The sequence below is a fragment of the Intrasporangium calvum genome (genome assembly GCF_028446585.1).
GTDB lineage: Bacteria > Actinomycetota > Actinomycetes > Actinomycetales > Dermatophilaceae > Intrasporangium > Intrasporangium calvum_A.
Genome location: NZ_JAPFQL010000001.1, coordinates 67,934 through 87,910, shown reverse-complemented (window position 1 = coordinate 87,910; position 19,977 = coordinate 67,934). Strand labels below are relative to the sequence as shown.

At 69.9% G+C, this 19,977-nt stretch carries 21 protein-coding genes; 20 read left to right on the top strand and 1 reads right to left on the bottom strand.

The annotated features are described in order from the left end of the window. Positions 1 to 184: 184 nt before the first annotated feature. From OO014_RS00435 to pdxS, 15 genes are all read left to right on the top strand, one after another. Entirely contained in the window at positions 185 to 1,063 is an 879-nt protein-coding gene (locus tag OO014_RS00435; protein ID WP_272460254.1) for a tetratricopeptide repeat protein, read from the top strand. Positions 1,064 to 1,111: 48 nt separating this feature from the next. After that, entirely contained in the window at positions 1,112 to 1,849 is a 738-nt protein-coding gene (locus tag OO014_RS00430; protein WP_272460253.1) for a cytochrome c biogenesis CcdA family protein, read from the top strand. Between the two features lie 53 nt (positions 1,850 to 1,902). After that, entirely contained in the window at positions 1,903 to 3,453 is a 1,551-nt protein-coding gene (locus OO014_RS00425; RefSeq protein WP_272460252.1) for a cytochrome c biogenesis protein ResB, read from the top strand. Positions 3,454 to 3,480: 27 nt separating this feature from the next. Continuing rightward, positions 3,481 to 4,419 carry a c-type cytochrome biogenesis protein CcsB gene (gene ccsB, locus OO014_RS00420; RefSeq protein WP_272460251.1) on the top strand — a complete coding sequence of 313 codons (939 nt, stop codon included), beginning with the start codon at positions 3,481 to 3,483 and terminating at the stop codon, positions 4,417 to 4,419. A gap of 50 nt (positions 4,420 to 4,469) precedes the next feature. After that, the gene (locus OO014_RS00415) at positions 4,470 to 5,321 is read left to right on the top strand and encodes a TlpA family protein disulfide reductase (RefSeq protein WP_272460250.1); all 852 of its coding nucleotides are present in this window, start codon (positions 4,470 to 4,472) and stop codon (positions 5,319 to 5,321) included. Further along, entirely contained in the window at positions 5,318 to 6,994 is a 1,677-nt protein-coding gene (locus OO014_RS00410) for a cytochrome c3 family protein (protein WP_272460249.1), read from the top strand. Before OO014_RS00415 ends, OO014_RS00410 begins: the two co-directional genes overlap by 4 nt. 2 nt (positions 6,995 to 6,996) lie before the next feature. Beyond that, positions 6,997 to 7,671 (top strand): MerR family transcriptional regulator, encoded by a 675-nt coding sequence (locus tag OO014_RS00405; protein WP_272460248.1) that lies wholly within the window; start codon positions 6,997 to 6,999, stop codon positions 7,669 to 7,671. A gap of 185 nt (positions 7,672 to 7,856) precedes the next feature. Continuing rightward, a complete protein-coding gene (gene nrfH, locus OO014_RS00400; protein WP_272460247.1) occupies positions 7,857 to 8,348 on the top strand; it encodes a cytochrome c nitrite reductase small subunit in 492 nt (163 codons plus the stop codon). A gap of 7 nt (positions 8,349 to 8,355) precedes the next feature. After that, complete coding sequence (locus tag OO014_RS00395) at positions 8,356 to 9,801, top strand: ammonia-forming cytochrome c nitrite reductase subunit c552 (RefSeq protein ID WP_272460246.1); 1,446 nt, start codon at positions 8,356 to 8,358, stop codon at positions 9,799 to 9,801. A 456-nt stretch (positions 9,802 to 10,257) separates the two neighbouring features. After that, positions 10,258 to 10,851: an HIT family protein gene (locus OO014_RS00390; protein WP_272460245.1), complete on the top strand. Its 594-nt coding sequence runs from the start codon at positions 10,258 to 10,260 to the stop codon at positions 10,849 to 10,851. 72 nt (positions 10,852 to 10,923) lie between these two features. Beyond that, positions 10,924 to 11,547, top strand: coding sequence for a phosphatidylinositol phosphate synthase (gene pgsA / locus OO014_RS00385; RefSeq protein WP_272460244.1), 624 nt, complete (start codon positions 10,924 to 10,926; stop codon positions 11,545 to 11,547). Beyond that, positions 11,544 to 12,539 carry a phosphatidylinositol mannoside acyltransferase gene (locus tag OO014_RS00380; protein WP_272460243.1) on the top strand — a complete coding sequence of 332 codons (996 nt, stop codon included), beginning with the start codon at positions 11,544 to 11,546 and terminating at the stop codon, positions 12,537 to 12,539. Before pgsA ends, OO014_RS00380 begins: the two co-directional genes overlap by 4 nt. Further along, positions 12,536 to 13,708, top strand: coding sequence for a glycosyltransferase family 4 protein (locus tag OO014_RS00375; protein ID WP_272460242.1), 1,173 nt, complete (start codon positions 12,536 to 12,538; stop codon positions 13,706 to 13,708). Before OO014_RS00380 ends, OO014_RS00375 begins: the two co-directional genes overlap by 4 nt. Beyond that, a complete protein-coding gene (locus tag OO014_RS00370; RefSeq protein ID WP_272460241.1) occupies positions 13,705 to 14,256 on the top strand; it encodes a hypothetical protein in 552 nt (183 codons plus the stop codon). Before OO014_RS00375 ends, OO014_RS00370 begins: the two co-directional genes overlap by 4 nt. 140 nt (positions 14,257 to 14,396) lie before the next feature. Beyond that, on the top strand, positions 14,397 to 15,317 hold the full coding sequence (gene pdxS, locus OO014_RS00365) for a pyridoxal 5'-phosphate synthase lyase subunit PdxS (protein WP_272460240.1): 921 nt from the start codon (positions 14,397 to 14,399) through the stop codon (positions 15,315 to 15,317). Positions 15,318 to 15,410: 93 nt separating this feature from the next. Here the strand turns inward: pdxS and OO014_RS00360 are convergent, their stop codons facing one another. After that, complete coding sequence (locus OO014_RS00360; RefSeq protein WP_272460239.1) at positions 15,411 to 15,881, bottom strand: RsbRD N-terminal domain-containing protein; 471 nt, start codon at positions 15,879 to 15,881, stop codon at positions 15,411 to 15,413. 154 nt (positions 15,882 to 16,035) lie between these two features. Between OO014_RS00360 and pdxT the strand changes: the two genes are divergently transcribed. The 5 genes from pdxT to ruvB all read left to right on the top strand — a co-directional run bounded on the left by pdxT (position 16,036) and on the right by ruvB (position 19,874). Further along, positions 16,036 to 16,635 carry a pyridoxal 5'-phosphate synthase glutaminase subunit PdxT gene (gene pdxT / locus OO014_RS00355; protein WP_272460238.1) on the top strand — a complete coding sequence of 200 codons (600 nt, stop codon included), beginning with the start codon at positions 16,036 to 16,038 and terminating at the stop codon, positions 16,633 to 16,635. 45 nt (positions 16,636 to 16,680) lie between these two features. Beyond that, entirely contained in the window at positions 16,681 to 17,439 is a 759-nt protein-coding gene (locus tag OO014_RS00350) for a YebC/PmpR family DNA-binding transcriptional regulator (protein WP_272460237.1), read from the top strand. Between the two features lie 166 nt (positions 17,440 to 17,605). Next, positions 17,606 to 18,172, top strand: a complete 567-nt coding sequence (ruvC, locus tag OO014_RS00345; protein ID WP_272460236.1) for a crossover junction endodeoxyribonuclease RuvC — start codon at positions 17,606 to 17,608, stop codon at positions 18,170 to 18,172. Then, a complete protein-coding gene (gene ruvA / locus OO014_RS00340; protein ID WP_272460235.1) occupies positions 18,169 to 18,774 on the top strand; it encodes a Holliday junction branch migration protein RuvA in 606 nt (201 codons plus the stop codon). Before ruvC ends, ruvA begins: the two co-directional genes overlap by 4 nt. Continuing rightward, a complete protein-coding gene (gene ruvB / locus OO014_RS00335; protein WP_272460234.1) occupies positions 18,771 to 19,874 on the top strand; it encodes a Holliday junction branch migration DNA helicase RuvB in 1,104 nt (367 codons plus the stop codon). The genes ruvA and ruvB overlap by 4 nt, the downstream gene beginning before the upstream one ends. Positions 19,875 to 19,977 lie beyond the last annotated feature (103 nt).

Here is a 19,977-nt window from a genome sequence, read left to right as displayed (position 1 = left end):
GCATACGGAATCCGCTTTTTCCATGGCCTCCACGAGGGGCACATGTGCCCCGCACGGGCGCCTGGACCGGATCTCTACCTGACATGTGCCTTGCGGCGGATAGTTCAGCAAATCGCTCAAAAGCACACTGGATTCACCAAGCTTCACCACCCAACGAATGCCACCTGACGCAGGAGTGAAACCCATGTCCCGAGCCAAGGGCGCCACCACCACGACGAGCACCACGCGCGTCAAGTCCGACCTCCTGGCCCGGCTCGGCCTCGACGGCTCGGCCGACGACCAGGCGGTCGAGAGCACCCACGAGCAGATCGTCGAGTACCTCGAAGGGGCACCCGACGACATCCGTGGGTGGGCCGACCGCCGGCAGCAGGAGGTCGACCGCGTGTTCGCCCTCCTCACCGGACCGGAGTCGGACCTCAAGGCGCTCGCGCGGCCCGCCACGCCGGCCGCCGCCGAGACGACCGACCCCAACCGGACCAACCGGATTCTTGTCGGTGTCATCGCCGTCCTCGTCACCATCGGCGTCGTCCTCGGGGTCTACTGGATGGGCAAGCCGGACGTGCCCGAGATGACCGCCGCGCAGGACACCAGCCAGAGCCAGACGGCGGCAGCCGTCGACCCGGCCCGGCTCGCCGAGCTGACCAAGAAGGTCGAGGCCAACCCCAAGGACGTCGCCTCCCTCCAGGCCATCGCCGATCTCTACTTTGGGGCCAACGACTGGGCGAACGCGAAGGCCTTCTCGCAGAAGGTCCTCGACGTCGACCCGAAGAACGCCCAGGCCCTGATCAGCCTCGGCGCGGCGGCCTACAACTCCGGTGACAACGCCACGGCCGAGAAGACCTGGAAGGACGGCATCGCCGCCCACCCGGACAACGCCGAGCTGCGCTACGACCTCGGCTTCCTCTACATGACCACCGGGCGGATGGACCTGATGCGGGCCGAGTGGGCCAAGGTCGTCGAGATCGACCCGAACAGCGAGCTCGCCAAGACCGTGCAGTCGCAGGTCGGAGCCGTCACCGCTCCGGCCACCACTCCGGCCGCCACGCCGACGACCACCAAGTAACCACCCAGTCAGCCAGCGGATCGACGCGGAGCACGGGAGCACAGCGACATGACCGGCAACATCACTCTCGCGGTGGCGTTCCTCGCAGGCATCGTCTCCTTCGCCTCGCCCTGCTGCCTGCCGATGGTGCCCGCCTACGTCAGCTACATCGTCGGCGGCACCGGGAGCGAGGTGCGCCCCAACCGGCGCACCACGCTCCACCAGGCTCTGGCCTTCGTCCTCGGCTTCACCGTCGTCTTCGTCGCCCTGTGGGCCTCGATCGGGCTCGTCGGCTACCTGCTGCGCGACCAGGTCGACATCCTCCGCAAGGCCGGGGGAGTGATCCTGATCCTCATGGGCCTGCACGTCGCCGGCCTCATCTCCCTGCCGTTCCTCACGCGGCAGAGCGGGCTGTCCATGGGCAGCCTGCTGCGCCGCCGGCCGGACGGGACCGTCGAGCAACAGAAGCCGCACGTCGGGCGATCGGTCCTCTTCGGCGTCGTCTTCGCCGCCGGCTGGACGCCCTGCGTCGGCCCGATCCTCAGCGGCATCATCGGCCTCGCCTCGCTCCGCTCGAGCGTCGGCGAGGGGGCCGTCCTCCTCGTCGCGTATGCCGTCGGGCTCGGTCTGCCGTTCATCTTCGTCGCGCTCGGGGTCAGCGCCCTGGGCAGCCGGCTCAACTGGTTCGTCCGCCACGAGGCGGCCGTCTCCATGGTCACCGGCTCGATGCTCGTCATCGTCGGCTTCCTGATGATGACCAACCTCTTCGTCCGCCTGTCCCAGTACGTGCCCGGCTTCACCATCTGAGCCGTCTGGCCCACCCACCACCACCACAACCGCCAGCTGAAAGAGGCACCGAGATGAGCACCAGCGTCAGGAACCGCCAGGAGGCGAGATCGCGGGTCGCGACACGCGTCACGGCCCACGTGCCTGGCCATGTCGACAGCGTCGACGGTCTGGACGACCTCGCCCACGTCGAGCACGGCGTCGACGTCCTCGACGGCCTCCACCAGCCCGACAAGGGCCACCCGCACCACCGCAACCAGCACCCACTCAAGCGGGTCTGGCTCTTCCTCATCTCGATGCGCACGGGACTCTGGATCATCCTGCTGCTCGGCCTGCTGACCCTCGCCGGCACGCTGCTGATTCAGGCGACTCCGGAGGCACGTGCCGACGAGCAGGCCTACGCGCAGTGGCTGGCCGGCACACCGTCCGAGCGCTACGGCGGCTGGGTCGGGATCCTCGACCGGCTCGGCCTCTTCCACGTGTACTCGACGTGGTACTTCCAGGGCCTGTTCGTCGTGCTGAGCATGAGCATCCTGGCCTGCTCGATCAACCGGGCACCCAAGCTGTGGCGCGTCGCCACCCACCCGCGGACGTCGATGCGCGAGGTGTTCTTCACCCACGCCCCGCTCCGCGCGACGATCGACCTCCCTGGCGACGTGGACAGCGCCGCCCAACAGGTGCGGGATGCGCTGCGCGGCAAGCACTTCCGGGTCCTGGACGGCACGGCCAAGACCGGCGCGGACGTCTACGGCGACCGGTTCCGCTGGGGTCCCTTCGGCACGGTGGTGGCCCACCTCAGCATCATCGTCATCATGCTCGGCTTCGTCGTCTCGGCCACGACGGGCTTCAAGGACACCGACTTCATCGCCCCGGTCGGGGTCGACGTCCCGGTAGGCCACAACACCGGCCTGACCGCAAAGGCGCTCTCCTTCACCGACACCTACTACGAGAACGGGCAGCCGAAGGACTACGTGTCCGACCTCGTCCTGACCAAGGACGGCCGGCAGGTGGCCCGTCAGGAGGTCCGGGTCAACACGCCCCTCATCTACGAAGGTGTGTGGTTCCACCAGGCGTTCTTCGGCATCGGCGTCGACGTCAAGGTCAGCGAGAACGGCAAGGAGCTCTTCCGCGAGATGGTGCCGCTCAAGTGGCAGTCGAACGACGGCCAGCAGAGCATCGGCCAGTTCGAGATCCCCGAGAAGGGCATCAGCGTCTACGTCATCCAGGCCGCGTCCGGCCAGGTCCTCAAGGAGCTGCCGGCCGGGACGGCGCAGTTCGAGGTGCACAAGGACGGCGTCGAGAACCCCCTCGGCTGGCCCGTCATCGACCAGGGCGACTCGATCGACGTCGACGGCCTGACCTACACCTTCGAGCGCAACCGTCCCTACACCGGCCTGACCATCAAGCAGGACAAGGGCTCCTGGATCGTCTGGGTGGGCTCGGCGCTGCTCATCATCGGCAGCTACCTCGTCTTCTTCCTGCCCCACCGCCGCATCTGGGCCCGCGTGCGGTCCAACGGTGACGGCACCAGCCGCGTCATGATCGGCGCGCCACTCAAGCGGGACCCCGCCTTCGAGCCGGTGTTCAAGAACATCGTCTCCTCCATCAAGACGTCCGACAGCTGAGTCGGCACACCACAAGGAGCCACGGAGATGCTCACCTACTCACAGTTCGCGTTCGTCGCAGCGCTCATCACGTCAGTCCTGGCCACCATCGCCTACTTCTGGGCGATGTCGGCCGGCCACCGCGCCCTCAAGCAGCAGGCACCACAGCGCCAACGGGTGCGCGTCGGTGACGCCAGCGACGACCTCCTCGACGACGACCTCGCAGACATTGCGGTCCCCGACGCACCGGAGGCCCCGCGCTACTCGTCGATGTCCGCGGCGACCCTCGCCCGATTCGCGACCCGGCTGACCTGGCTCGCGATCGCCTTCCTCACGGTGTGCCTCGGCCTGCGGATGGCGGTCACCGGCAACGGCCCCTTCGTCTCCCAGTACGAGTTCGCGACGTCGATGGCCTGGGGGATCCTCGTGTCCTACGCCTACTTCGAGTGGAAGTACCGGGCGCGGACGCTGGCACTGTTCGTCATGCCGCTCACCGTGATCGCCCTCGCCTACGCCGGCACCCAGCCCACCCAGGTCGACCCGCTCGTCCCGGCGCTGCAGAACAGCCTGCTCCTCACGCTGCACATCATCGTCGCGATCTTCGCCTACGGTGCCTTCGCGGTGAGCTTCGCCGCAGCTGCCCTCGACCTGTGGACCCCGCAGAAGTGGCGCCACCTCATCCCCAAGCCGGAGGTCCTCGACCGGCTCGGCTACCGCGCCGTCGTCATCGGCTTCCCGCTCGACACCATGGTCCTCGTCCTCGGAGCCATCTGGGCCGAGATCGCCTGGGGCACCTACTGGAGCTGGGACCCGAAGGAGACCGCCTCCCTCGTCACATGGCTCATCTACGGCGGCTACCTGCACGCCCGCGTGGCCCGTGGCTGGACCGGCAAGCGCGCCTCCTGGCTGCTCGTCCTCGGCTTCGCCAGCGTCGTGCTCACCTTCGTCGGCAACGCCTTCTTCGGCGGCCTGCACAGCTACTCCTGATCCGCAGCACCGGCCCGGCAGCCAGCGAACACTGAAAGGAAGCGATCGAGATGTCCGACCGTTCTCCCCGGGACGCGTCCCTCACGGAAGCCCTCGAGGACCCGATCCTCGACGACGACTTCGACGTGGAGGATCTGCTCGAGGCCGAGCTGAACGGGGAGGAGGACCGCGCGGACGGGGAACCGGCGTCGAGTGTGGTGGCCACGCCGGCTTCCCGTCCCGTGCCCTCGTCGGGCGCTGTCGACGGCCTCGCCGAGCCGGAGACGAAGCCGGATGCCGCTGGGCCGGCTTCCGGTGGACGGCGTGACCTTCGTGAGCGGATCCGGTCGAGCCGCTACGGCACCCTCGTCGTCCTCCTCGTCACCGCCGGGCTCGTCGCCGCCGGGATGTGGCTCGTCGACGGCCGGAGCCCCGGCGGTGAGACGCTGCCCAACGGCGCCACCGCGGTCAGCATCCCGGGCAAGTCGACGGTGCCGCCGCCGAAGGTGGGCTCGCCGGCCCAGGACTTCACGGTCACGACGATCGACGGCAAGCAGGTCTCGCTCAGCCAGTACAAGGGCAAGGCCGTCTGGGTCGTCTTCGGCGCGAGCTGGTGCGCCCCGTGCCAGGCCGAGGTCCCGGACATCGAGGCGGCCTATCAGAAGTACGGCCCGCAGGGCCTGGAGATCCTCGGCATCAACATCACCGAGGACACGCCGACCGTGCGTGAGTACGTCGAGCGGGTCAACATCACCTTCCCGGTGGCGGCTGACCCGGAGTCGGCCGTCGCGGATGCCTACCGGGTGTCCGCCATCCCGGCGCACTTCTTCATCGACAAGGACGGCGTGCTCAAGCAGATCTGGCAGGGCAGCGTCTCCGAGACGAGCATCGAGGCGTCGATGAAGGGACTCGTGACGCCATGACCGGAACCTCCGACGGCCCGCAGCGGGGCGACCCCCCGCGCTCGGCGGACCCGGACGGCCCCGCCGCCCAGGGAACGCCCCCGAACCAGACGATGTCCCCCGCCGGGGCCGCTGACGCGGCCTCGGCCGAGGCCGGTTCACCACCCCGTCTGGGCTTCTGGGGTCGGTGGCGGCGGCGGCTCCTCCGCCTCGTGCCCGTCCCGAAGACTCCCCTCGGCGTGCTCGCGCTGGTCGGAGGGGTCCTCGTCATCGGGGCCCTCGGCACCATGGGCGGGGTCGAGGTCGTGCACTACTCCGAGGGTGCGAGCTTCTGCACGACCTGCCACACCATGGATCCGCAGAAGAAGGCCTACGAGTCCGGTGTGCACCAGGACGTGGCTTGCGGTGAGTGCCACGTCGAGCCCGGGGTGCTGGGGTTCGTCAAGGCCAAGCTGGCCGGCACGAGGGAGCTCTACGCCCTCGTCACCAACACGTATCCGACGCCGATCCCGGCCATCGAGCACGACGCCCTGCCGACGACGAAGCAGACCTGCGAGCAGTGCCACCCCCTCTCCCAGATCGCCAAGGACGGGCAGCCGACCAAGCTGATCACCCGGGCCAGCTTCTCCAGCAACGAGAAGAACACCCGCAACGACCTGGCCGTGCTGATCCGGCCCGCGAAGGCCGGCACCACGGAGGAGGTGTCGATGCACTGGCACGTGCTCCAGGAGGTGACCTACACCTCCACGGACGAGCACCAGCAGACGATCGACACGGTCGAGTTCCGAGACAGCAAGACCGGCACGCTCGTCCAGTACATCTCGGAGGCCGCGGTTCGCCAGTCCTCCAACGTGGATGCGGACATCGCGCGGCTCAAGGCAGCCGGGTCGACCCGGGCCATGGACTGCCTCGCGTGCCACAACCGCGTCGGCCACGACATCCCGTCCGTGGACAAGTCGGTCGACCAGGCCATGGCGGCCGGCGCGATCAGCCCGTCCCTGCCCTACATCAAGCGCAACGCCGTGGCCCTGCTCAACCGCAAGTACGACACGGACGCGGATGGCCAGGCGGCGATCGCGAGGCTGGGTGAGTTCTACGCCAAGGACTATCCGGCCGTGGCCAAGGAGAAGGCCGACGAGATCGCGGCGGCAAGCCGGGCCATCGCCGGCATCTACGGGCTCGTCGTCACCTCGGAGATGAACACTCGCGGCGGCACCTATGCGGACAACCTCGGCCACCAGAGCTCGCCGGGGTGCTTCCGGTGCCACGACGGCGCCCACTACAAGGTCGTCGAGGGACAGATCACCAAGGAGACGATCCCGTCGACCTGCAACACCTGCCACACCTTCCCGCAGGGCACGACGACCCCGGCGAGCGTGCCGATCGGCAAGAAGCCGGCGGACCACGTCGACCCGCTCTTCGTCTTCAGCCACCGGAACGTGGCCGGAGGCGTCAAGCCGGCTGCCGAGACCTGCGGCTCCTGCCATGAGACGACCTACTGCGAGGACTGTCACGACAGCGGTGCCGTCAAGGTGGACCACTACGGGATGCTCTACAACCACGCCCAGTCGGTGGTCGACGCAGGCAACAAGAACGCGTGTGCGGTGTGCCACCAGCCGGCGTACTGCTCGCAGTGCCACAAGGACCCCGTCCTCGTGCAGACCAACGCCAAGCTGAGCAAGGGAAGCGGGTAGCCATGAGCACTCCACGACACCATGCGGTCGAGGACGCCGAGGTGTGGCTCGGCGTGCAGGAGGCGAGCGACATGCTCGGGGTCTCGCCGGCCACGCTGCGCCGGTGGAGCGCGGCCGGCAAGGTCCGGGCCTTCACGACGCCAGGAGGGCATCGCCGCTACGCCGAGTCGACCATCCGCCAGCTCCTCGGGCGCGCAGCGGGCCTCGACTCGTCCGTCTCGGCGCTGGGGGAGTCGGTCGACCGTGCCGCCTGGGCGCTGCACGAGCAGCTCGCGCCCGTGTGCGGCAGCCTCTCCTGGGTCCCACGGGCCACTCCGGAGGAACGGCAGATCCTCGGCCTTGCGGGGCGCTCGATGGTGCAGGGGCTGCTGGGCTACGTCGACGGCCGCAACGACCACGAGTGCGAGTCCGCGATCCGGCCGGCGATCGAGGCAGCGGCCATGCAGGGCCGGATCGCGGCGCGCCACCACGGGGACCTCGGCGAGACGCTGGAGACCTTCCACCGCGTCCGTGGGGCCCTCGTGGATGACCTCGCCGCGCGAGCCTGCCTCGCCGGCCTGGACACGCCCCGGGCGACCCGTCTGCTGGCCCGGGCCAACGACGGAGTGGACCGGCTCATCGTGGCGCTCGTGGACGCTCACGCCGCGGCGCCGGCTGCGGCCGTCAGCCCGGGCTGAGGCGGGAGCACGCCCGACCCGAACCGCTCATCTCTCGCTACGTGAAAGATGAGCGGTTTGCTCATCTTGAGCGAATTTGATTGCGGGGTGGTCTGATTCACACCTTAAGCGGGATTGTGATCATTGTGGGTCGGGCAGTTTCTCGGAGACGATCAGAGGGAAACGAGGAGCCGGAAGAAGGGGACATGGCCGTTAAAGAGAGCACTCGAGCCACGCTGGCCAGGCGGGTCAGACGATGGTTCCTCCCGATCGTCGGAGTCCTGGTGGGCGTCCTGGTCGGGCTGTCGTTCTTCACCTTCGGATACGCCAACGGATCGGCGTACTTCGGCAAGGACCCGCAGGCGTGCGCCCAGTGCCACGCCATGAACGACCAGTTCACCGCCTGGTCCAACGGCGGGCACCGCCACGTCGCCACCTGCCAGGACTGCCATGCGCCGCAGGACGACCCCGTGGCGTGGGCGCTGGACGAGGCGGACAACGGGTTCTGGCACTCCCTGAAGTTCACCTTCGACGCCTACCCGCAGAACATCAAGATCCGGGACAAGAACCGCAAGGTCGTCCAGGAGGCCTGCCTGTACTGCCACAAGGACGTCGTCGACAAGACCGAGATGACCCGCGACCACAGCGAGGGCGTCTCCTGCCTGCAGTGTCACAGCGAAGTCGGTCACGAGAGATAAGGGCGCCATGAGCGACAACACACCCAGTCAGACCGGAGAGCGACCCGCTCCCCGCCGCCGGAGGCGGTTCCTCCTCGTCGCGTTCCTCGTCGCGGGCGCGGTCGTCACGTTCGCGGTCGCCGCGCTGCTCGTCAACATCATCGAGCGCCGGGCCGAGGACAAGGCGACGTTCGTCAAGGTCACCGAGCTGACCGACACCACCTACGACTCAGCTGTGTGGGGGCAGAACTTCCCGGCCGAGTACGAGGGCTGGAAGAACACCGCCGAGATGGACCCCAAGGACGTCGAGGCGCGTCAGGCCACGCCCGAGGACCCCCGCACCGAGGTGGCGCAGCAGAAGCTCCTGAAGGACCCCCGCCTGGTCACGATGTGGCAGGGCTACGCCTTCGCCATCGACTACCGCGAGCCCCGGGGGCACGCCTACATGCTGCTCGACCAGCGCCACACCAGGCGTGTCCTGGAGAAGGAGCAGCCGGGAGCCTGCCTCAACTGTCACGCCTCCCTCCCGGAGATCACCAACGCCCTCGGCAAGGGTGACGACGCCGCCGGCTGGGCCGCGATGAACAAGATGCCGTACAAGGAAGCCACCAAGCTGGCCAAGCACCCCGTCGGCTGCATCGACTGCCACGACCCCAAGACGATGGCGCTGCGCATCACGCGCCCGGCGTTCATCGAGGGGATCAAGGAGCTCAAGGCCTCACAGGGCGTCCCGAACTACGACGTCAACAAGCAGGCCACCTTCCAGGAGATGCGCAGCTTCACCTGCGCCCAGTGCCATGTCGAGTACTACTTCAAGGGCGAGGAGAAGACCCTGACCTTCCCGTGGGACCGGGGCCTGACCGTCGACAACGCGCTCGAGTACTACGACGAGGTCGGCTTCACCGACTTCACGCACAAGCTGACCGGGGGCCGGGTGCTCAAGGCGCAGCACCCCGACTACGAGACGTACGAGCAGGGTGTGCACGCCAAGGCCGGAGTCAGCTGTGCGGACTGCCACATGTCCTACAAGCGCGAGGGCGCGATGAAGGTCACCGACCACCAGGTCCGCAGCCCGATGATGACCGAGGCGACGATCAACCAGTCGTGCCTCACCTGCCACAAGACGACCGAGGTCGAGATGCGCGAGCGGGTCGATACGATCCACGACCGCTACGAGGCCGCCAAGGACGTCACGTTCGACGCTCTCACCGCCCTGATCAAGGACATCGAGAAGGCCCAGGCCACCGGCGTGGCCCAGGACCGGCTCGAGAAGGCGCGGGCGTACCAGCGCAAGGCGCAGTTCTTCCTGGACTACGTCGTGTCCGAGAACTCGCGCGGCTTCCACGCCCCGCAGTACTCGCTGCGCGTCCTCAACGACGCGACCGACGCCTCGCGACTCGGCCAGCTCGCCCTGGTCGGGATCGAGCCGGAGACGACGACGAAGCCGGCTCTGCAGCCTCCGGCCACGTCCTGATCTACCGCTGACCGCGGCTCTCCCGGCGTGTCGACGCGACACGCCGGGAGACTGGCGAACCGCCAGGAAAACTTTTGTGGAACCCCTTGCCAATGACAGGTGGCGGGGCTACAAAGGAACTACCGAACCGCTTCGGCGGATCGGATTCTTCCTCACTTCGGTGAGCGAAGATCGAAGGCCCGGGAACTCATACTTCCCGGGCCTTCACCTTCCCGGACGATGCGCTCTCGCGCCGCGCCGGCACCGCGATCTCCGGCCCCGTGGCTCTCACACCCACGGGGCCGCGCGGTACCCGCGGGAGCCGGCCCAGCGGCATACGGCCACCTGGGTCTGGACGTGAAGCGGCCCTGCGGTCTCACACACCGCAGGGCCGTCTCCATTGAACCGGCACATGCCCGACCGCCCCAAATCGACACGCCCGCCGTGCCCCGACGCGCTCGACATAGGATGCGGCCCATGACCGATCAGGCCAGCGACAGGACGGTCGGGGCAGCCGCGCGGGGCAGCGGTCCCCGGCTCGAGGACCACGCCGGCTTCGCCCACGTCGACGACGGGTTCGAGCGGCTGTGGACCCCCCACCGGATGGCCTACATCGTCGGCGACAAGCCCACCGACGAGGCCGGCGCCGGCTGCCCGTTCTGCGCCGCGCCGGACAAGCCCGACGCCGAGGGCCTCATCGTCCACCGCGGCACCCACTGCTACGTCGTCATGAACCTCTTCCCCTACAACCCGGGGCACCTGCTCGTCTGCCCCTACCGGCACGTCTCGCTCTACGTCGACCTCACCGACGACGAGACGGCGGAGTTCACGCAGCTGACCAAGTCCGCCATCCGAGCCCTCGAGGCCGCGTCCGGACCGCACGGGTTCAACCTCGGCATGAACCAGGGCGCCGTCGCCGGCGCGGGCGTTGCCGCGCACCTGCACCAGCACGTCGTGCCGCGGTGGGGCGGCGACTCCAACTTCCTGCCCATCGTCGGGCAGACCAAGGCCCTGCCCGTCCTCCTGGAGGACACCCGACAGCGAGTCGTCGACGCCTGGCCGACCGACTGACACCTGACCGTCACCGCCGCGTCGGCCCGTCGAGCGGCCGGCCCTCCGCCCGGTCAGTAGGCTGGGCCCACCATGCTCAACACACTCCTGCGCGCGACGGTCACCAAGATCCTCGGTCCGATCGCCCACCTGTTCCTGCGGCTGGGCATCAGCCCTGACGTCGTGACCATCGTCGGCACCGTCGGAGTCAGCGCCGGAGCGCTCGTCTTCTTCCCCCGCGGCGACCTGTGGATCGGCGTCCTCGTCATCACGGCGTTCGTCTTCTCCGACACCATTGACGGGATCATGGCCCGCCAGTCCGGCCGGTCGACCAAGTGGGGCGCCTACCTGGACTCGACCCTGGACCGGGTCGGCGACGCGGCGATCTTCGGCGGGCTCGTCCTCTACTACGCATCGGTGGGGGACAACAGCCTCATGGCCGGCCTCGCGCTGGCCTGCCTCATCCTCGGCAGCGTCGTGTCGTATGCCCGGGCGCGCGCCGAGGGGCTCGGCTTCACCGCGTCCGTCGGGATCGCCGAGCGTGCCGACCGGCTCCTCGCCGTGCTGGTCGCCGCCTTCTTCGCCGACCTCCTCGACTCGACCCTCCTGCTCGGCGGCGTCCTGGCCCTGCTCGCCGTCGCCAGCCTCATCACCGTCCTGCAGCGCATCCTCACGGTCCGGTCGCAGGCGATGGCCACAGGAGAGGTCAACCATTGACGCGGCCGACCGTCGAGTCAGCGAGCGCTGGCCGGCGCCACTCCATGGCCAAGCGGCTGACCGACCGTGCGACCGCGACAGGCTTCAAGCTCGGCTGGCGGGTGCTCCGTGGACTGCCCGAGCCGCTCGCCTACGGCCTCTTCGACCGCATCGCCGAGGTCAGCGTCCGTCGCGGCGGCAAACGGCTCGACCGGCTGCGCTCCAACTACCGGCGCGCCCGCCCCGAGCTCGATGACGCTGCGCTGGAGGCGCTCGTCCGGGCCGGGATGCGGTCCTACATGCGCTACTACTGCGAAGCCTTCCGGCTGCCCTCGCTGACCCGCGACCAGATCGAGGGCGCCGTCGTCTGCCACGGCGACGACGCGATCCGGCGCTTCACCGAGAAGGGCGAGACCGTCGTCGTCTTCGTCGGCCACCTGGGCAACTTCGACCTCGCGGCCGCCTGGGCCGCGGGGCAGCTCGGCCCGGTGACCACGGTGGCCGAGCGCCTCGAGCCGGAGGAGGTCTTCGAGGAGTTCGTGGCCTTCCGCAACGCCATCGGGATGGACATCATCCCCCTGACGGGTGGGGGCGACCCCTTCGCCGCCCTCGTCGAGACGGCCCGTGCCGGCGGCCGGGTCATCGCGCTGGCGAGCGACCGGGACCTGACGAGCAACGGCGTCGAGGTCGACCTCGTCGGCCACCGCGCTCGCATGGCCAAGGGCCCGGCAGTCCTCTCGCTCCTGACCGGGGCGCCCCTCTTCTGCGCCTCGATCCACTACGAGCCCGCCCCACGGGGCACCGGCCTGGGCGGCTATCGCACCGTGATCCAGTTCAGCCACCGCCTCGAGCCTCGCGTCACCGGACCGACCGCCGCCAAGGCCCAGGACCTCGTCCAGCAGTGTGCCGATCACCTCTCCGCGACGATTCGCGAGCACACGTCGAGCTGGCACATGCTCCAGCGGGTGTTCGTCGACGACCTCGAGGCAAGCCCTCCCCGGGGGGCGCGATGAGGATCGGCATCGTCTGCCCCTACTCGTTCGACGTGCCGGGCGGCGTGCAGTTCCACGTCCGCGACCTCGCCGAGCACTTCATCGGGGAGGGGGAGGAGGTCTCCGTCCTCGCCCCCGCCGACAGCGAGACGACCCTGCCCGGCTACGTCGTCTCGTCGGGAGGCGCCACCCCGGTGCGCTACAACGGCTCGGTCGCCAGACTCAACTTCGGACCCGTCACCGCGGCGAAGGTCAGCCGCTGGCTCGACCACGGCCGCTTCGACGTCCTGCACATCCACGAGCCGATGGCGCCGAGCGTCAGCGTCCTCGCCCTGATGGCGGCGGACGGGCCCATCGTCGCCACCTTCCACACCTCGATGATCCGCTCGCGCACCATGCAGACCGCCTACCCGATCATTCGGCCCGCCCTGGAGAAGGTGGCAGCTCGCATTGCGGTCAGCGAGGACGCCCGCCGCACCGTGACGACGCACATCGGGGGAGATGCCATCGTCATCCCCAATGGTGTCTATGTCGACCGCTTCGCCGCGGCCCCGCACCGTCCCGAGTGGACGAGCACTCCCGAGCGACCCACGATCGCCTTCCTCGGCCGGATGCACGAGCCACGCAAGGGCCTGCCGGTCCTCGCGGCGGCGCTCCCGGCCGTCCTCGACGAGGTGCCCGGGCTGCGTCTCCTGGTGGCCGGTCCGGGCGACCCGGTCGAGGTCACCGATGGCTGGCCGGAACGAGTCCGGCAGGCCGCTGAGTTCCTCGGCTCCGTGTCCGACGAGGACAAGGCGTCCCTGCTGGCGTCGGCCGACGTCTACATCGCCCCCAACACCGGCGGCGAGAGCTTCGGGATCATCCTCATCGAGGCCATGTCGGCGGGGGCGTGCGTGCTCGCGAGCGACCTCCCGGCCTTCTCCCGGGTGCTCGACGGAGGAGCCGTCGGTGCGATGTTCCGCAACGAGGACCCGGCCCATCTCGCGGAGCAGCTCATCGGTCTGCTCAAGGACCCGGAGCGGCGCCGGGAGCTGGCGACGAGCGGCCAGGCCCGGGCGCACCTGTTCGACTGGTCGGTGGTCGCCGACCAGATCCGGGCCGTCTACGAGACGGTGGTCGAGGGGCGGCTGGCGGCCCAGACCGAGCCGTCGACACGGTGGAACCGCTTCCTGCGTGGGGGTGCCCGATGAGCGACGTGCTGTCGTGGGTGTTCGCCGTCCTCTTCGTCCTCGTCGTCATCGCCTGGTACCTCACCTACACCGCCGCCCGTCTCGACCGCCTCCACGTGCGGCTCACCGGGACGCTCGCGGCACTCGACGCCCAGCTGGTCCGTCGGGCCGAGGCCTCCCTGGAGCTGGCGCACAGCGGCCTGCTGGACGGCGCGACGTCGCTGATCCTCGCGACGGCGGCGGCGGAGTCCCTCGAGAACCCAGGTGAGCACGGCGAGATCCGAGAGGCCGTCGAGAACGACCTGACCGAGGCCCTCCACGTGTCCGTGACCGAGGAGGTGGGCGAGACGCTGCACGAGGACGGCCCGCTCGGAGTCGACCACCTCGCCCGGCTGCGCTCGGCGTGCATGCGGGTCCAGCTCGCCCGCCGCTTCCACAACGACGCCGTGACCGACGTGCGGCGAGTGCGGCGCAAGTGGGTGGTGCGGCTCTTCCGCCTCGCCGGACACACGCCGATGCCGCGCACGGTCGAGTTCGACGACGAGATGCCACCCGGGCTCGTCGCCTGACGGGGGCCTGACGGGGGCCTGACGGGGGCCTGGCGAGGGCCTGACGCGGGCCTGACCCACGCCTGACCAGAGGCGGTCGAGAGGACCCAGCGCATGGGCCTACGATTTGGGGAACAACCGAGCACGAAAGCAGGACGAGCGTGAGCACAACCGAGACCCAGTCTCACTCCCAGCCCGACAGCGCCACCGGCACGTCCCCCGTCAAGCGGGGCATGGCCGAGATGCTCAAGGGCGGCGTCATCATGGACGTCGTCACGCCGGAGCAGGCCAAGATCGCCGAGGACGCCGGCGCCGTCGCCGTCATGGCCCTCGAGCGGGTCCCGGCCGACATCCGCGCCCAGGGTGGCGTGTCCCGGATGAGCGACCCCGACATGATCGACGGCATCATCGAGGCCGTCTCGATCCCCGTCATGGCCAAGGCCCGGATCGGCCACTTCGTCGAGGCGCAGGTCCTCCAGAGCCTCGGGGTCGACTACATCGACGAGTCCGAGGTCCTCACCCCGGCCGACTACGCCAACCACATCGACAAGTGGAAGTTCACCGTCCCCTTCGTCTGCGGGGCGACGAACCTCGGCGAGGCGCTGCGCCGGATCACCGAGGGCGCGGCGATGATCCGCTCCAAGGGCGAGGCCGGCACGGGCGATGTCTCCAACGCGACGATGCACATGCGTCAGATCCGCGCCGAGATCGCCCGCCTGCGCAGCCTGCCGGAGGACGAGCTCTACGTCGCGGCCAAGGAGCTGCAGGCGCCCTACGCGCTCGTCGCCGAGGTGGCGCGCGAGGGCAAGCTCCCGGTCGTGCTCTTCACGGCCGGCGGCATCGCGACGCCCGCCGACGCGGCGATGATGATGCAGCTCGGCGCCGAGGGCGTCTTCGTCGGCTCCGGCATCTTCAAGTCCGGCAACCCGGCGCAGCGCGCCGAGGCCATCGTCAAGGCGACGACCTTCTACGACGACCCCGACGTCATCGCCAAGGTCTCCCGCGGCCTGGGTGAGGCCATGGTCGGCATCAACGTCGACGAGATCCCGCAGCCGCACCGGCTCGCCGAGCGCGGTTGGTGACCTGGCCGCCACCACGAGCAGGCCGTATGCCGCTGGGCTGAGTCAGCCCGGCGGCATACGTCTGTCTGCGGCCGGCTCGACCCCCGGGGAGGGTCAGCTGGTGGGGGAGCCCTCGTCGACCCCGGAGAAGAGGGCCTTGTAGTCGAGCGACGGGACGTGCCGGTGCGAGGCGAGGGAGACGTACTTCCGGGCCAGCACGTCCTTGCCGAAGCCGAGGACGGTGCTCAGCAGCCCGATCGCGTCAGCCAGCTGCTCCGCCGGCTGTGCCGTGACGACCCGCCGCCACATCGCCTCCTCGAGCGAGTTGAACGCCAGCTGCACCTCGGAGATGTCGAACCCGGCCGCGAACCGCTCCGCGGCGATGCGGTCCGCGTAGCCGGCCAACGGCCCGAGGCTGCGCGTCTCGATGGCCCCGACCACCAGGTCGAACAGCCGGCCCAGTCGCTCCCGGGTGAACGCTTCACCGGCCTTCTCGTAATGGGAGACGTGCGAGCGCTCGAGGGCTCGGAACGCCTCATCGAGGATGTCGGTCTGGGACTCCCGCAGCGCGGTCTCCAAGGTCATCGGTACTCCTCTGGTCGACTGCTCCCATCGTGCCAACCCCGACCGCCGCGCCCGCGCGCGACGTGACCAAGACGATGCGTGGTGTCCGTCGCACTCGGGGCAGGGAAGGGCGGATTCACGCTCACCCGGCCCAGCGGCATACGATCTGGGGTTTGTGACAGTCACCATCGGCGTCCTCGCCGTCCAGGGCGACGTGCGCGAGCACGTCGCCGCCCTGACCGACCTCGGCGCGCACGTCATCACCGTGCGCCGACCGCACGAGGTCGAGGCGATCGACGCCCTCGTCATCCCCGGCGGCGAGTCGACGGTGATGGACAAGCTCGTGCGGGCCTTCGACCTGCAGGAGCCGCTGCGCAAGCGGCTCGCCGACGGGATGCCGGCCTACGGGTCGTGCGCGGGGATGATCATGCTCGCCGACCGGATCGCCGACGCGCGTGCCGACCAGGAGACCCTGGGCGGCATCGACATGACCGTGCGCCGCAACGCCTTCGGCCGGCAGGTCGACTCCTTCGAGACCGAGCTCGACTACGCCGGTTTCGATGGCTCCGTGCACGCCGTCTTCATCCGCGCACCATGGGTCGAGGAGGTCGGCGAAGGGGTCGAGGTCCTCGCCCGGGTGAGGCACGGAGCAGCCGCCGGTAGGATCGTGGCGGTTCGGCAGGGAAATCTCATGGCGACGTCCTTCCACCCGGAAGTCGGTGAAGATCGCCGGATCCACGCCGAGTTCGTCAGGATCGTCGAGCAGAGCCGCTGACCGGCCAGCGGGCGAACGCATCAGCAACGGAACGCGAGGGAACGCATGAGCGGCCACTCCAAATGGGCCACCACCAAGCACCAGAAGGCGGCGAAGGACGCCAAGCGCGGCAAGCTCTTCGCCAAGCTCATCAAGAACATCGAGGTGGCGGCTCGCCAGGGCGGGAGCGACCCCGCCGGCAACCCGACGCTCTATGACGCGATCCAGAAGGCCAAGAAGACCTCGGTCCCCAACGACAACATCGACCGTGCCCTCAAGCGCGGCTCGGGTGCTGAGGCCGGCGGGTCTGACTACCAGACGATCATGTACGAGGGCTACGCCCCGAACGGCGTCGCGCTGCTCATCGAGTGCCTCACCGACAACCGCAACCGCGCGGCCGCCGAGGTCCGCACCGCGCTGACCCGCAACGGCGGCCAGCTCGCCGACCCGGGCTCCGTGGCCTACGTCTTCAACCGCAAGGGCGTCGTCATCGTCCCCAAGGGCGAGAAGTCCGAGGATGACATCCTCGAGGTCGTCCTCGACGCCGGCGCCGAGGAGGTCAACGACAACGGCGACACGTGGGAGATCGTCTCCGAGGCGACCGACTTCGTCGCGGTGCGCACGGCGCTGCAGGACGCCGGGATCGACTACGACTCCGCCGAGGCGTCGTTCGTGCCCAACCTGCAGGTCCCGCTCGACCTCGACGGGGCGAAGAAGATGATCCGCGTCATCGACGCCCTCGAGGACAGCGACGACGTCCAGAACGTCTACGCCAACGGCGACATCCCCGACGACGTGCTCGAGCAGCTCGACAACGAGGAGTGACCGGCTCGCCCGTGGCGCGGCAGCACTGATGCCGTATGCCGCTTGGCTCGCTCCCAGCCGGAAGGCACGTCGCGCGCGGCGTGCCTTCCGCCGTTCCGGGGGAGGGGGCCGTTACGGTGGAGCCGAACACGTGTTCGGTCAGCAGAAACAGGTCTGGAGGTGGGTCGTGCGCGTCCTCGCGGTGGACCCCGGCCTCACCCGGTGCGGTGTCGGCGTCGTTGACGGGCTGCCCGGCCGGCGGCTCTCGCTCGTCGAGGTCGGGGTGATCCGGACGCCGTCGACCGATCCCACACCGCGGCGGCTGGTCGCCCTGGAGGACGAGCTGCGCGAGTGGTTCGAGCGGACCCGGCCCGAGGCCGTCGCCATCGAGCGGGTCTTCGCCGACACCAACGTCTCCACCGTGATGGGCACGGCGCAGTGCACCGGGATCGTCATGATGCTCGCCGAGCGACGGAGCCTGCCGGTCGCCCTGCACACGCCGACGGAGGTCAAGGCCGCGGTCAGCGGCAGCGGGCGGGCCGACAAGCGGCAGGTCACCGCGATGGTGACCCGGCTGCTCGGCCTCGACCAGGCGCCCAAGCCCGCCGACGCCGCCGACGCCCTGGCCCTCGCCATCTGTCACGTGTGGCGGGGCGGCACCCAGAGCAGGTTCGCCGAGGCCGCAGCGGCCCAGGCCCGGACCACGCCCACTCGCCATCGCCGACCCACGACCGCTGGAGCAGCCCGCCGATGATCGCCTCCCTGTCCGGAACCGTCCTCAAGGCCGGCCTCGACTCCGTCGTCCTCGCGGTGGGCGGGGTCGGCATGCTCGTCCACACCACCCCTGCCACCGCGGCGTCGGTCCGCGCCGGGCAGCCCACCGACCTCGCGACGAGCCTCGTCGTGCGCGAGGACTCCCTGACCCTCTACGGCTTCGCCACGGAGGACGAGAAGCACGTCTTCGAGACGGTGCAGACGGTGTCCGGCGTCGGGCCGCGGCTCGCCCTGGCTCTGCTGGCCGTGCACGACCCGACGTCCGTGCGCCGCGCGCTCGGGTCGGGGGACATCGCGGCCTTGACCAAGGTGCCCGGCATCGGCAAGAAGGGCGCTGAGCGGCTCGTCCTCGAGCTGCGCGACAAGCTCGGCGTCCTCGGTGGGTCGGGGGAGTCGGCGGGCGTCACGCCGCAGCGGAGCGGGAGCGACGACTGGCGCGAGCAGGTCCGCGAGGCCCTCGTCGGCCTCGGTTGGACGGCCCGGCAGGCCGATGACGCGATCGACCGCGTCGCACCCCAGGCCGCCGACGGCGCCAGCGTCTCAGCGATGCTCCGGGCTGCCCTGCGAGAGCTCGGCCGATGAGCATCGACGAGCAGGAGTGGGACCAGTCCTACGACGCCACCGCGCGCATCGTGGACGCTCGCAGCGACGCCGACGACCGGCAGGTGGAGGCCGCGCTGCGGCCGCGGCGGCTCGACGACTTCCCCGGGCAGACCCGGGTGCGCGACCAGCTCGGCCTCGTTCTCAAGGCGGCCCGGCGCCGCGGCACGCCCCCCGACCACGTGCTGCTGTCCGGACCCCCGGGCCTGGGCAAGACGACGCTCGCGATGATCGTGGCGAGCGAGCTGGAGCAGCCGATCCGGATCACGTCCGGACCAGCGATCCAGCACGCCGGCGACCTCGCCTCGATCCTGTCCTCGCTGGCCGAGGGGGAAGTGCTCTTCCTCGACGAGATCCACCGCATGTCGCGCGCGGCCGAGGAGATGCTCTACCTGGCGATGGAGGACTTCCGGGTCGACGTCATCATCGGCAAGGGACCCGGCGCCACGGCGATCCCCCTGGAGCTGCCCCCGTTCACCGTCGTGGGCGCCACGACGCGTGCGGGACTGCTGCCGGCGCCGCTGCGGGACCGGTTCGGGTTCACCGGCCACCTCGACTTCTACGACCCGAGCGACCTCGTGACGATCCTGCACCGCTCGGCCCGCCTCCTCGGCCTGGAGGCCGACGAGGACGGCATCGTCGAGATCTCGGTGCGGTCCCGGGGGACACCTCGGATCGCCAACCGGCTCCTGCGCCGCGTGCGCGACTGGGCCCAGGTGCACGGCGAGGACCGCGTCACCCAGAGCGCTGCCCGGCAGGCGCTGGAGCTCTTCGACGTCGACGAGCGCGGTCTCGACCGGCTCGACCGCGCCGTCCTCGACGCCCTCTGCCGGCGGTTCAGCGGCGGCCCCGTCGGGCTGTCGACGCTCGCCGTCGCCGTGGGGGAGGAGCCCGACACCGTCGAGACGGTCGCCGAGCCGTTCCTCGTCCGCGAGGGCTTCATGGTGCGCACGCCGCGCGGCCGGGCCGCCTCGGCACTGGCCTGGGAGCACCTCGGACTGACGCCGCCGCTCGACGCCCAGGGACTCTGGGCGGCCACCCTCCCGCTGGAGGAAGGGGCCGGGGGACGGTTCGAGACGTGACCACCGCGCGACCGCGGCCAAAACGTGACCGAGCCCAGCGGCATACGGCCTCCTCTCGGTCTGACAAACCCGCACGCCGGACGTAGACTCCAGCGGGCGCCTC